This is a genomic window from Bradyrhizobium sp. CB1015, assembly GCF_025200925.1.
In the GTDB taxonomy this organism is placed as follows: Bacteria; Pseudomonadota; Alphaproteobacteria; order Rhizobiales; family Xanthobacteraceae; genus Bradyrhizobium.
Genome location: NZ_CP104174.1, coordinates 1901066 through 1913995, shown reverse-complemented (window position 1 = coordinate 1913995; position 12930 = coordinate 1901066). Strand labels below are relative to the sequence as shown.

Annotated in this window: 15 protein-coding genes; 10 read left to right on the top strand and 5 right to left on the bottom strand. The window is 63.9% G+C overall.

Annotated features, from left to right (window positions below; all coding sequences use genetic code 11):
- Positions 1-11: 11 nt before the first annotated feature.
- Positions 12-1334: an urea ABC transporter substrate-binding protein gene (urtA, locus tag N2604_RS08550; RefSeq protein ID WP_260374313.1), complete on the bottom strand. Its 1323-nt coding sequence runs from the start codon at positions 1332-1334 to the stop codon at positions 12-14.
- Positions 1335-1813: 479 nt separating this feature from the next.
- Between urtA and N2604_RS08545 the strand changes: the two genes are divergently transcribed.
- The 3 genes from N2604_RS08545 (at position 1814) to N2604_RS08535 (ending at position 4196) form a co-directional block, all read left to right on the top strand.
- Complete coding sequence (locus N2604_RS08545) at positions 1814-3412, top strand: DEAD/DEAH box helicase (protein ID WP_260374312.1); 1599 nt, start codon at positions 1814-1816, stop codon at positions 3410-3412.
- Positions 3413-3435: 23 nt separating this feature from the next.
- A complete protein-coding gene (infA, locus tag N2604_RS08540) occupies positions 3436-3723 on the top strand; it encodes a translation initiation factor IF-1 (protein WP_035998101.1) in 288 nt (95 codons plus the stop codon).
- 260 nt (positions 3724-3983) lie between these two features.
- Positions 3984-4196 (top strand): cold-shock protein, encoded by a 213-nt coding sequence (locus tag N2604_RS08535; RefSeq protein WP_027573722.1) that lies wholly within the window; start codon positions 3984-3986, stop codon positions 4194-4196.
- 89 nt (positions 4197-4285) lie between these two features.
- On the opposite strand, the gene N2604_RS08530 is transcribed toward N2604_RS08535, so the two are convergent.
- From N2604_RS08530 to N2604_RS08515, 4 genes are all read right to left on the bottom strand, one after another.
- Positions 4286-4900 (bottom strand): TadE/TadG family type IV pilus assembly protein, encoded by a 615-nt coding sequence (locus tag N2604_RS08530; RefSeq protein WP_260374311.1) that lies wholly within the window; start codon positions 4898-4900, stop codon positions 4286-4288.
- A 23-nt stretch (positions 4901-4923) separates the two neighbouring features.
- Positions 4924-5505 (bottom strand): TadE/TadG family type IV pilus assembly protein, encoded by a 582-nt coding sequence (locus tag N2604_RS08525; RefSeq protein WP_260374310.1) that lies wholly within the window; start codon positions 5503-5505, stop codon positions 4924-4926.
- Between the two features lie 210 nt (positions 5506-5715).
- Entirely contained in the window at positions 5716-6213 is a 498-nt protein-coding gene (locus N2604_RS08520; protein WP_260374309.1) for a pilus assembly protein N-terminal domain-containing protein, read from the bottom strand.
- A 151-nt stretch (positions 6214-6364) separates the two neighbouring features.
- Positions 6365-7192, bottom strand: a complete 828-nt coding sequence (locus tag N2604_RS08515; protein WP_260374308.1) for a sterol desaturase family protein — start codon at positions 7190-7192, stop codon at positions 6365-6367.
- A 271-nt stretch (positions 7193-7463) separates the two neighbouring features.
- Here N2604_RS08515 and N2604_RS08510 point away from each other — a divergent pair, with 271 nt between their 5' ends.
- From N2604_RS08510 to N2604_RS08480, 7 genes are all read left to right on the top strand, one after another.
- Complete coding sequence (locus N2604_RS08510; protein ID WP_106941836.1) at positions 7464-7628, top strand: Flp family type IVb pilin; 165 nt, start codon at positions 7464-7466, stop codon at positions 7626-7628.
- Between the two features lie 71 nt (positions 7629-7699).
- Positions 7700-7846: a hypothetical protein gene (locus N2604_RS08505; RefSeq protein ID WP_260374307.1), complete on the top strand. Its 147-nt coding sequence runs from the start codon at positions 7700-7702 to the stop codon at positions 7844-7846.
- A gap of 121 nt (positions 7847-7967) precedes the next feature.
- Positions 7968-8492: a prepilin peptidase gene (locus N2604_RS08500; protein WP_212254166.1), complete on the top strand. Its 525-nt coding sequence runs from the start codon at positions 7968-7970 to the stop codon at positions 8490-8492.
- Positions 8493-8621: 129 nt separating this feature from the next.
- Positions 8622-9419 carry a Flp pilus assembly protein CpaB gene (gene cpaB, locus N2604_RS08495; RefSeq protein ID WP_260374306.1) on the top strand — a complete coding sequence of 266 codons (798 nt, stop codon included), beginning with the start codon at positions 8622-8624 and terminating at the stop codon, positions 9417-9419.
- Positions 9416-10906 carry a type II and III secretion system protein family protein gene (locus tag N2604_RS08490; RefSeq protein WP_260374305.1) on the top strand — a complete coding sequence of 497 codons (1491 nt, stop codon included), beginning with the start codon at positions 9416-9418 and terminating at the stop codon, positions 10904-10906. The genes cpaB and N2604_RS08490 overlap by 4 nt, the downstream gene beginning before the upstream one ends.
- A gap of 20 nt (positions 10907-10926) precedes the next feature.
- Complete coding sequence (locus N2604_RS08485; RefSeq protein ID WP_260374304.1) at positions 10927-11661, top strand: CpaD family pilus assembly protein; 735 nt, start codon at positions 10927-10929, stop codon at positions 11659-11661.
- Positions 11658-12926, top strand: coding sequence for an AAA family ATPase (locus tag N2604_RS08480; RefSeq protein WP_260374303.1), 1269 nt, complete (start codon positions 11658-11660; stop codon positions 12924-12926). Before N2604_RS08485 ends, N2604_RS08480 begins: the two co-directional genes overlap by 4 nt.
- Positions 12927-12930: the final 4 nt, after the last annotated feature.

Below are 12930 nucleotides of genomic sequence, written 5' to 3'. Positions count from 1 at the left end.
TCAGATCGGGATCAGGAGCCCGAGCCGAGGCACTTGTTGGTCTTGGTGTTGAAGTTGCCGCACTTCTTGCCGACCCAGTCGCCGATCAGGTCCTTGGAGCCGTCGAGCTCCTTCGACCAGGCATCGCCGGGGACGAGGCTCGGGGTCTTCCAGACCACGTCGAACTGGCCGTTGCCCTTGATCTCGCCGATGAACACCGGCTTGGTGATATGGTGGTTCGGGAGCATCTTGGAGGTGCCGCCGGTCAGGTTCTTGGCTTCGATGCCCGGGAGAGCGTCGATCACCTTGTCCGGATCGGTCGACTTCACCTTCTCGACCGCCTTGACCCACATATCGAAGCCGATCACGTGGGCTTCCATCGGATCGTTGGTCACGCGCTTCGGATTCTTGGTGTAGGCCTGCCACGCCTTGATGAACTTCTCGTTCTCCGGCGACTTGATCGACTGGAAGTAGTTCCAGGCGGCGAGATGGCCGACCAGCGGCTTGGTGTCGATGCCGGCGAGCTCTTCCTCACCCACCGAGAACGCCACCACCGGGATGTCCTTGGCCTTGATGCCCTGGTTGCCGAGCTCCTTGTAGAAGGGAACGTTGGCGTCGCCGTTGATGGTCGAGACCACCGCGGTCTTCTTGCCGGCCGAGCCGAACTTCTTGATGTCGGCCACGATCGTCTGCCAGTCGGAGTGACCGAACGGCGTGTAGTTGATCATGATGTCTTCCTGGGCGACACCCTTCGACTTCAGATAGGCTTCCAGGATCTTGTTGGTGGTGCGCGGATAGACGTAGTCGGTGCCCGCGAGCACCCAGCGCTTCACCTTCTCTTCCTTCATCAGATAGTCGACGGCGGGGATCGCCTGCTGGTTCGGCGCAGCACCCGTGTAGAAGACGTTGCGCTCGCTCTCCTCACCCTCGTACTGCACGGGGTAGAACAGGATGCTGTTCAGCTCCTTGAAGACGGGGAGCACCGACTTGCGCGACACCGAGGTCCAGCAGCCGAACACGACCGAGACCTTGTCCTTGGTGATCAGCTCGCGCGCCTTTTCGGCGAACAGCGGCCAGTTCGAAGCGGGGTCGACGACGACGGCTTCCAGCTTCTTGCCGAGCACGCCGCCCTTCTTGTTCTGCTCGTCGATCAGGAAGAGGATGGTGTCCTTCAGCGTGGTTTCGCTGATGGCCATGGTGCCGGACAGGGAGTGCAGCACACCGACCTTGATGGTGCCGTCCGCGGCCTTCGCGCCAGTCAATGAAGCCAGACCGAGCATCAGTCCGGCGGTCGCGGCGAGCACGCCGCGGCGGCTAAATGACGCCGCTATATCGTGAGTGGATTTGTTAAACATGAGTGCCTCATCTCCCTGACGCAGACGTGAAAACGCTGCGAAACGGCCCCACGGCCGCCTGCGATTAACGGAATCGCAAGAACCATGCCATGGGCTAGGCACCCATCAACTCATTGAGTCTACTTACTTAATCGTCAGAAATCAAAGTTTCGCCGCAGTCAGACAGCTCAAATCGTAGGCAATCTAAATGTATGCGAAAGCGGCAGTCGGACTGTTTTCTGAGCAAATCTCCAATTCTGGCTAAATTTCCGGCAGCAGTATTTTTGCACCGCACCCGCTGTTTCGGGCCCACCTGCCTTGAAAGCGCCCCCTCGATGTTCCATATGAGGGTCCGAGACCTCTTGCGAATCAAGGGGTCGTAGCGAGCCGCGTGTTCTTAAGGCCTCTATGGGCCTCTGGCTTGCCCCATATCTCCCAAGCCATCCGACACCCCAAACACGCAGGTGTCTTCTCGACACCCTTTTGCGCGCGCCGCGCTGATGCGCCAGGCGTTCGCTTTTGACATGGAAAGAACCCCTCTTTTGACTTCGTTTCAGGACTTCGGCCTCGCCGAACCCATCGCGCACGCTCTTCGTGAAGAGAATTACCTCACCCCCACCCCGATCCAGGCCCAGACCATCCCGCTGGCATTGACCGGCCGCGACGTCGTCGGCATCGCCCAGACCGGCACCGGCAAGACCGCGTCCTTCGCGCTGCCGATCCTGCATCGTCTGATCGAGAACCGCATCAAGCCGCAGCCCAAGACCGCCCGCGTGCTGGTGCTGTCGCCGACCCGCGAGCTGTCCGGCCAGATCCTCGACAGCTTCAACGCCTACGGCCGCCACATCCGCCTGTCCTCGACGCTTGCGATCGGCGGCGTGCCGATGGGCCGCCAGGTCCGCGCGCTGATGCAGGGCGTCGATGTGCTGGTCGCCACTCCCGGCCGCCTGCTCGACCTCGTGCAGAGCAACGGCTTGAGGCTTTCAAGCGTCGAGTTCCTCGTGCTCGACGAGGCCGACCGCATGCTCGACATGGGCTTCATCAACGACATTCGCAAAATCGTCGCCAAGCTGCCAATCAAGCGGCAGACGCTGTTCTTCTCGGCCACCATGCCGAAGGATATCGCCGAGCTCGCCGATTCCATGCTGCGCGACCCCGCCCGTGTCGCCGTGACCCCGGTGTCCTCGACCGCCGAGCGGATCAACCAGCGCATCCTCCAGGTCGATTTCGCGGCCAAGCCCGCCTTTCTGACCAAGCTGCTGCAGGACGAGGCCATCAACCGCGCGCTGGTCTTCACCCGCACCAAGCACGGCGCCGACAAGGTGGTGAAGACGCTGGCCAAGGCCGGCATCGCCGCCAACGCCATCCACGGCAACAAGTCGCAGAACCATCGCGAGCGCACGCTCGCCCAGTTCCGTTCGGGCGAGATCCGCACCCTGGTTGCCACCGACATCGCTGCCCGCGGCATCGATGTCGACGGCATCAGTCACGTCATCAATTTCGACCTGCCGAACGTGCCGGAAACCTACGTCCATCGCATCGGCCGCACCGCGCGTGCCGGCGCCGACGGCACCGCGATCTCGCTGGTCGCGGGCGGCGAGGAGCTCGGCTATCTGCGCGACATCGAGCGGCTGATTCGCGTCGCCCTGCAGAGGGAGGACCACCGCACCGACGCCGGCCGCCGCGATCCCGGTCCCGCTCCATCACAGCAACGACAGGGCCGGCCGGGCGGCCGCCCCGGCCAGCGCCCGCAAGGCGCACGGCACGGTGACGGGCGTCGTGCCGACGAACGGCATGCCGACGGGCGCCACCATGGTGCCGGCAAGCAAGGCGACGGAAGGCACGGTGAGGGACGGCACGCCGAGGCAAGGCATGCGGAGGGAAGGCACGCTGACGGACGGCCTGGCTTTGGGCAGAATGCCTCCAAGGGTTCTCGCCGCCGCCGCTCCGGTGGTAAGATGCATTCATCGCCTGTCGACCGACCGGAACAGCGTTCCGCGCATAGCGCCGGGACCCCTGATGGGATACAAGGCGTTGCCTTTTTGCGCCGCCAGAGTCGGCCAAACAGCCAACCGAACCGCAAACCCTATTCGCACTAGCCGTCCACGACCTGGAGACATTCATGGCTAAGGAAGAGCTGATCCAGTTCGAAGGACTGGTCACCGAAATCCTCCCCGATGCCCGCTACCGCGTGCAGCTCGACGCCGGACACGAGATCGTTGCCTATACCGCCGGCAAGATGAAGAAGAACCGCATCAAGACGCTCGCGGGCGACCGCGTGACGGTGGAGATGTCGCCCTATGACCTCGAGAAGGGCCGGCTGATTTTCCGCCACAAGGACGAACGTCCGAGCACACCGGGCGGACCGCCCCGTCCCGGACAGCGCGGCGGTCAGTTCCGCCGCCGCTAGTCGGCTGCGGCGCGGGTTCGCATTCCGATCTGTAGGTTGATCCGCCGTTGACATCACGGCGGATCAAAAAATCGTGCACGTCCGGATTGTTTCGGACCATTGTTTCCGATAAAATGAATTAATCGATTTTCGGCCGGACGACATTGGCATCCACCGGTACAGCCGGTTCAGACACGCTGACGACCCTTCCAGAAATTCGATCTAACCCAGCCCGCGCGAGTGGGCTCCGACATTGTGTTATCTGAGAAGGGACTACCCCCGTGAGCATGGGAACCGTGAAGTGGTTTAACGCAACCAAGGGCTACGGCTTCATTCAGCCCGACGATGGCGGCCAGGACGTGTTCGTTCACATCAGCGCCGTGGAGCGCGCCGGCCTCGGCTCGCTGCGCGAGGGCCAGAAGATCTCCTACGAGATCGTGGCCGACCGCCGTTCCGGCAAGTCGGCAGCGGACAACCTGCGCGCTGCGAGCTGAGCCCGCCGGGCCGGTGGCCCAATCGAGCCAAAGCAAAAAGGCTGTGCGTGACGCACGGCCTTTTTTATTTCACGGGCGGCTGGTAAGTCTCAACAGGTCGAGGGCACGTTGTTGTAGGGCACGCAGGTGACCTGACGCGGCCGCGTGTAGGAGAGATCGCTCAGCGTCACGCTCGATTTCAACACGTAACCGATGGTCGGCGTGTAAGTGTACTTGACCTCACTCAGAATGAGATAACTCGACGGAATCAGGAGCGTCGAGGGAATCATCGTGGTGACCGTGTCGCCGGCGTTCCGAGTCGAGGTCGTCAGCGTGGCTTGCGTCGCGCCGCTCGTAATGGTGCCGGCCTTGCTCCACTGGACCTTGGCGACGCTGTTGGCGTCGATGTAGATCTGGGAGATCGTGCCCTTCACGAGCGTCGCGTCGTAAGGCATGACGACCGAGATGCTTGCCGTGAACGAATCCTTCATGCTGGCATCGTCGAGCTTCGTCGACTGCGACGTCAAATCGGACAGGGTCCGCGCGATCAACGTGACTTTGCGGTCGATCGCCACGGCCGACGAGAATTCGACGGTGCCGAAGAACATCACCAGCATCAGCGGTACGATGATCGCGAATTCGGTCGCCGCCAGCGCGCGCTTGTCGGCGACGAAGCCGCGCACGGAGCAGCGTGCATTCCTCCAGATGTTCGCAATCGCCCGCATCGGTCCGCCCAGATCCATCTGCCTCAGAAGGGTTCGTTCTTGAACGCCGCCGTCGCCACCATCAGCCGCTTGTTGTTGCAGCCTATGTTGTAGCCGAGGCCGGTGACGATGAGCGGCCACTGATAGAACAGCCGCACCACGACGACCTGGCCGGAGGCCCCGGCATTGTACTGCATGCCGGAGGGATTGAAGTTGCAGGAATCGCCAAAGCTGGTGAGGCTGAGCGTCCCGAACGAGCTGGTGCTGACAACGTCGACGTAAAGCTTGCTGCAATCGAACAGCGCCGGGATCTTGGTGCAGACAAAGGCCTTGAACGTCGTCTGATTGCATGGAGAGACCGTGTTGGGCACGGTCTGACAGGCCGCTACCGAGCCGCCTTGTGCCTGCGCCTGGCCGGTCAGAATCGCGCGCGCGGAGTCCTGCGCAATGGTCTCGAGCACCTGGCTCGAGAAGAACATGAGTGCCGTCTCGATGATGGCGAACAGCAGCGCGAAGAACATCGGTGCGACCAGCGCAAACTCGACGGCTGCGGAGCCGCGGCGGTTGCCGCGAAACCGGAGCAGCGCTTTCCGGAGCGTGAACCTCGTAGGTGCAGGCGATGGCATCTCGTCAAATTCCCCAGCAACCGGCGGTCATCTGCCCGTTCAATAGCGGAAACTGATTGTCTAAATGTTTCAGACGATCCGCAGCCGGCGGACCGCGCCGTTAAGAATGCGTTAACCAGGTGCGTCCGGAAGCGCGCGTAAGCACGGCGCGAAAACAGAAGCCGCCGGCGAAGCGGCGACCAGCCTGCGGGATGCAGGCCCGCCGCTCGGCTAGTTTGGCTTGGCGGCCGCGCCGGCACCGCCGCTGGCGCTGCTGCTCAGCGAACCGGCCTGGTTCATCGTGTTGTTGAAGTAGGTGTCGCTGTCGCCGAGCGTCACGCGGCGCTGGCAAAGCGGTACGCAGCTGTAGGACTCGCGCTCGATGCCGCGATAGACGGTGACGAGCCGGTCGCTCGGACCTTCGACCTGGATCTGGCGGTCCACCAGAATCTCGCCGCCGCGGTCGAGCGCTATGAAGTTGGTGGCCCCGTAGCCCTTTCCGGTCACGACGATCATGCCGCCGGGCTGGAGCGTGACGTCGGCGATCAGGGGATTGCCGACCACGATGGTCGCCACCTTGCCGGGCAGCCGCACCAGCTTGGCCTGGTCGACATTGACCGCGATGGTATCGGCGACGGGATCGGCGAGGCCAGCGGCCGGCGACGCCAGCACCGTAGTGGCAACCAGAAGACAGACACGCACATGACGGCGCAGCATTTCTTTACGCATACTCTTACCCCCGGGACGTCCACAAACCGGCAGAAGCGATCGAATACAGCGGAGCCGGTGCCCGACCCGGCTAACCTGCCTTTAATTCGTGAACGTTCCGCAAACTCGCCGGGTATTGTTTGAACGGATGGACATTTGCGGGGCCCGACCCCTAACGCCGGAACGGATAGGCGAGCTGGCCCCCGATCTCCTTGGGCATGCTCGCTTCGTCCTTGCCGTAGTCCTGCGGCAGCCTGCCCTCCGGCATGCGGAAGGTGTCGAACAGCACGTCCCAGATCGGGAACGTTCCGGCGAAATTGGTGTCGCCGCCCTCTTCGAGCGAGGTGTGGTGCCAACGGTGGAAGACCGGCGTCGCCAGCACGTATTTGAACGGTCCGAAGGTCCAGTTCAGGTTGGCGTGCACGAAGGCCGAATGGAAGGTGGTGAACGGGCCGACCCAGACCATGACGTTCGGGGAGATGCCTGCCATCAGCAGCACGACGTCGACGCTGATCGTCCCGAGCAAGAGATTGACCGGATGGAAGCGGGCCGCGGAGATCCAGCCGATCTCCTCCGACGAATGATGGACGGCGTGATATTTCCAGAAGCCGCCGTCGTGGAATAGTCGGTGCAGCCAGTACAGCATGAAATCCGACAGCACCAGGAACAGCAGGGCCTGCAGCCACAGCGGCAGCTGCGCCAGCGGACCGTGGCCATTGTCGTAGAAGGCGATGAGCTCGTCGGCGTCGTGGATGTTGAAGACGACGCCGGCGCCGACGACCAGAAGTCCAATCCGCATGGTGCGGGCGAACACCGGGACGAAGAACCAGTAGCAGATGTCGGTGACGATCTCCCGCTTGCGCCACCACGGCGCGCCGGGATTGCAGGCCCAGAAATGCTCCAGCACGGTGAACACCGCCGCGAGCACGAAGGTGACCGGGATCACCTTCACGATGGTCTCGCCGAGCATCAAGGCGACTTGCATGGGCAGGCTCGACATCGTCGCCTCTCTCCGCGAATTGCGCTGTTGCCTAGGCCTACTCCGCGAAATTTAAGGGAGGATGAAGCAGCCGCCGCGTTGGCGGCGCATCCGAAACCGGAACCAATTTGCAGGGGCCGTCTTAAGGCGAAATTCACTTTGGGCAAAAGCATCGCGCCGGAGCTGGGTTTACCCGATCGAATTAACTCTCCCGAAAGAGCTCGGCTCTCATGGTCGTCACGTCAACGACAGCGCCGAACGAGGCGATCCCCACCCAGACGGAGTTTTGTTCATGAAGAACTTGATTGCGCGTTTCGCGAAGGATGAATCCGGCGCCACCGCCATCGAATACGGCCTGATCGCCGCCGGCATCGCGCTGGCCATCATCACCGTCGTCAACAATCTCGGCACCACGCTGAACGCCAAGTTCACCTCGATCAGCACCTCGCTCAAGTAAGCGGGTCGACGAACGACGGCAAAAGCCCCGGACCTCCGGGGCGTTTGTTTTTCTGAAGACGGCGAGTTCCAGTGGCGTCGCACAAGGTAAGAACCGATGCCGCGGTCGCGGCGCGCGAGGCGGAAGCGGCGCAAGCCGGCTCGCCGGTCTATTGGATCTGTCTTGCGCTGCTGGTTGCGACGGTCGCGCTCGCCGCACGCATTGCCAGCTTCTGGTGAAGGCGCGTTCGCCGGCCGAGGGCCCGCGGCCCGTGCCGCCGTTGTCGGTTTGTTTAGCATCGCGCGCTAGCATCGCCCGACGCCAGCTCCCACGGCAAACCCAGGCCTCAAGACGCAGCCCATGATCCTCGACCTTGCGCGCCTTCTGCTCTTCCCGGCACTGATGGCATTTGCCGCCGCGAGCGATCTCTTCACGATGACGATCTCGAACCGCGTGTCGCTGGCGCTGGTGGCGGGCTTCTTCGTGCTCGCTCTCGCCGGTGGCATGGCACCTTACGAGATGCTCAGTCATGTCGGCGCCGGAGCGCTTCTCCTAGTCGTGGCCTTCACCTGCTTCGCCATGGGCTGGGTGGGCGGCGGCGACGCCAAGGTCGCTGCCTCGGTCGCGCTCTGGTTCGGCTTCCCACATCTGATGAACTTCCTGCTCTACGCCTCGCTTTTCGGCGGCGCGCTGACGCTGCTCCTGCTCCAGTTCCGGCAGTGGCCGCTGCCTTACGGGCTGGCAGGACAGGCCTGGCTCGCACGGCTGCACGCCAAGGAGAGCGGCATTCCCTACGGCATCGCGCTCGCGCTGAGCGCGCTGATGGTCTACCCGGAGACCGAATGGGTGAAGGCGATCGACCTCGCTCACCTCGCACTGCGCTGAACGCCCCGGGTAAACCCGGCGTTAAGGCGATTTAGATACGCCTCATTAACCATGCTTTGACGAATAGCTGGTCAACTGCCGATCACGGCGGCGGCAGCGTCGCGGCGTATTGTTGGAAAGTTGAAGCGTATGAATAGGGCACGCATTGTCGTCCTGACGGTCGCCATCAGCGCCGGCGGCGTCGCCGCGTACCTGGCGAGCAGCACCAACAATTCTGCGCCGCCTCCAGCTCCGGTCGCGCAGCTGCCGACCGTCGACGTCCTCGTGGCCAAGAACGACATCGGCCTCGGCCAGACCGTGAAGCCCGAAGACGTGCAATGGCAGACCTGGCCGACCGCAACCGCCAGCGCCACCTTCATCCGCCGCAACGAGCGCCCCGATGGCGCGACCCAGGTGACCGGCTCGATCGCGCGCGCCCCCTTCATTCAGGGTGAGCCGATCCGCGACCAGAAACTGGTCAAGGCCGAAGGCTCCGGCTTCATGGCGGCAATCCTCCCCACCGGCATGCGGGCGATCTCGACCGAGATCTCGCCGGAGACCGGCGCAGGCGGCTTCATCCTGCCCAACGACCGCGTCGACGTTCTGCTCACGCGCCGGCTCAAGAACCCGGACCAGAGCAGCGGCGCTCCCGACGTCGTCACCTCCGAGATTATCCTGGCCAACATCCGCGTCCTCGCCATCGACCAGGCGCCCAAGGAGAAGGACGGGCAGAACGCGGTGATCGGCAAGACCGTCACCCTCGAGCTCAACCCGGCGCAGACCGCAACGCTCTCCGCGGCGCGGCAGAGCGGCACGCTGTCGCTTGCGCTGCGCAGCATCGTCGACGTCAAGATGAGCGAGATCACGCTCGATGACTCCGCGCAGAAGCGGGAGGGTGTCTCGATCATTCGCTACGGCATTCCAAGTCAGACGGCTAAGGCACGATGAAGACAGTCGACATCAAATGCAGGGCGAATTCGGCGACGATGCGGACCTCACTGGTCCGCGCCCTGTCGTTTTCGGCCGCGCTCGCGCTGGTGCTCAACCCGGCGATCGCCCCTGCGGTCGCAGCCGATTACCGTCCCGTGGCGCCAGCCGCGGCGGACGGCCAGATCAATGCGCGTTTCCTCTCGCTCGGCGTCGGCAAGTCCATCGTGATCGACCTGCCGCGCGACATCAAGGACGTGCTGGTCGCCGATCCCAAGATCGCCAACGCGGTGGTCCGCTCCGCGCAGCGCGCCTATATCATCGGCGCCGCGGTCGGCCAGACCAACATCGTTTTCTTCGATTCCGCCGGGCAGCAGATTGCGGCCTATGACATCGCGGTGAAGCGCGACCTCAACGGCGTGCGGGCCGCGCTGAAGCAGGTCCTGCCCAATTCGGACATCCAGATCGACGGCCTCGGCGAAGGCATCGTTCTGACCGGCACGGCTGCCAATCCGCTGGAAGCACAGCAGGCCAACGATCTCGCCGCACGCCTGGCCGGCGGCGCCGACAAGGTGGTGAACTCGATCGTGGTGCGCGGCCGCGACCAGATCATGCTCAAGGTGACGGTGGCCGAGGTCCAGCGCAACATCGTCAAGCAGCTCGGCATCGACCTCTCCGCCAACCTCAACTACGGCACGTCGGTGGTGAGCTTCACCAATTCGAACCCGTTCACGGCGCTCGGCAAGAATCTCGTGGACGGCAACAACCTGACCACGAAGTTCGGCGCCGCCCCGTCGGTGCAGGCCACGCTGCGCGCGATGGAAACCGCCGGCGTGATCCGCACGCTGGCCGAACCGAATTTGACCGCGATCTCCGGTGAATCGGCGACCTTCATCGCCGGCGGTGAATTCCCGGTTCCGGCAGGCTATGCCTGCGATCCCACCACGCATGTCTGTACCACCCAGATCAGCTTCAAGAAGTTCGGCATCTCGCTGAACTTCACCCCCGTCGTGCTGAGCGAGGGCAAGATCAGCCTGCGGGTGATGACCGAGGTCTCGGAGCTGTCGAACGAGAATGCGATCACGCTGTCGCAGGCGGTGACCTCGAACACGGTGAACTCGCTGACGGTCCCCTCGATCAGGACCCGCCGCGCCGAGACCTCGCTGGAAATTCCCTCCGGCGGCGCGATGGCGATGGCCGGCCTGATCCAGCAGCAGACCAAGCAGGCGATCAGCGGATTGCCGGGGCTGATGCAGCTGCCGATCCTGGGCACGCTGTTCCGCAGCCGCGACTTCGTCAACAACGCGACCGAGCTGGTCGTGATCGTGACGCCCTACGTCGTCCGCGCCGTGGCGCCGAAGGACCTGTCGCGGCCGGATGACGGCTTCGCCCCGCCTGCCGATCCGCAGGCTCAGCTGATCGGCAACATCAACCGGCTCTACGGCGTGCCCGGACGGACCGAACCGGCCAAGAACTACCGCGGCACCTACGGCTTCATCACCGACTGAGGCGGAACGGGGACTTCACGATGATCATAAGACCACCCCAGCTTCGCAAACGCGCCGTCCGCCTCGGTGGCGCGCTCGTCGGCCTGACGCTCGCGCTCGGCGGCTGCCAGCACAACGAGGTCGTTACCGCCTCTATTCCCGACGACTACAAGCAGCGCCATCCAATCGCGATCGAGGAGCAGAACCGCTCGATCGTGGTCTTCGTCGGTCATGCCCGCGGCGGGTTGACCGCCGCCCAACGCGCGGACGTGATGGGCGTCGCATCGGCATGGTTGCACGAAGGTACCGGCGCCATTCGCATCGACGTGCCGTCCGGCACGCCCAACGCGCGTCCGGTCGCGGATACGATGCGCGAGATCCAGGCCATGCTGGCAGGGGCAGGCGTTCCGCCGCGCGGCGTCAACATTCGTCCCTACCAGCCCGAGGACAAGCGGTTCCTGCCGCCGATCCGGCTCACTTATTCCAAGATCGCCGCGGTTGCGGGCCCCTGCGGCCTCTGGCCGGACGACATCGGTCCTTCGATGAAGAACAAGAGCTGGTTCGAGAACAAGGATTATTACAATTACGGCTGCGCCTATCAGCGCAACCTCGCGGCCATGGTCGACAATCCATCGGACCTCGAGCAGCCGCGGCCCGAGACACCTTCCTACACGATACGGCGCACTGCCGCCTTCGAGAAGTATCGCAAGGGAGTGCCGACTTCAGTCGCCTATCCCGAAGCCGACAAGGCCAAACTCAGCGACACAGGCAAATGATCAGTTACGCGCGCCAGACACACGAAGAGCAGCCGGCAGCAGCTCCTCCGCCGGTCGAGGAGCATATTGCGCCCGCGCCGCGCGTCTCGGTCCAGGCCTTCTGCGAAACCGTGGAGACGGCCGCCGCGGTACAGTCGGCCGGCGAGGATCGCCGTCTCGGCAAGGCTCACCTGAAGATCCAGATGGGCGGCATGGCGGCCGCGATCGAAGCCTACCGCTCGGCCCCCACGCCGAACGTGATCGTGCTCGAGAGCGACGGCCGCAACGACCTGCTGGGCGGGCTCGACCAGCTCGCCACCGTCTGCGATGCCGGCACCCGCGTGGTCGTGATCGGCCGCATCAACGACGTCACGCTCTACCGCGAGCTCGTGCGCCGCGGCGTCAGCGATTACGTGCTCGCGCCGGTCGGCGCAATCGACGTCGTACGCTCGATCTGCAACCTGTTCTCGGCCCCGGAAGCCAAGGCGGTCGGCCGCATCATCGCCGTGGTCGGCGCCAAGGGCGGGGTCGGAGCTTCGACCATCTCCCACAACGTCGCCTGGGCGATCGCGCGCGACCTCGCAATGGATGCCGTCGTCGCCGATCTCGATCTCGCCTTCGGCACCGCTGGCCTCGACTACAACCAGGATCCGCCGCAGGGCATCGCCGACGCCGTGTTCTCGCCCGACCGCGTCGATACCGCCTTCATCGACCGCCTGCTGTCGAAGTGCACCGACCATCTCAGCCTGCTGGCGGCGCCTGCGACGCTCGACCGGGTCTATGATTTCGGCACCGACGCTTTCGACGCCGTGTTCGACACGCTGCGCTCCACCATGCCCTGCATCGTGCTCGACATTCCGCATCAATGGTCGGGCTGGACCAAGCGCGCCTTGATCGGAGCGGACGACATCCTGATCGTGGCCGCCCCGGACCTTGCCAATCTGCGCAATACCAAGAACCTGTTCGACCTGTTGAAGGCCGCCCGTCCCAACGACCGGCCGCCGCTCTACTGCCTGAACCAGGTCGGCGTGCCGAAACGACCCGAAATCGCCGCCACCGAGTTCGCCAAGGCGATCGAGAGCCAGCCGGTCGTCTCGATCCCGTTCGAGCCGCAGATCTTCGGCTCGGCGGCCAACAACGGCCAGATGATCGCGGAGATCTCCGCCAACCACAAGTCGATCGAGATGTTCCTGCAGATCGCCCAGCGCCTGACCGGCCGCAGCGAGACCAAGAAGCAGAAGTCGTCCCTGCTTTCACCTCTGATTGAGAAGTTGCGGGGAAGATAAGCCG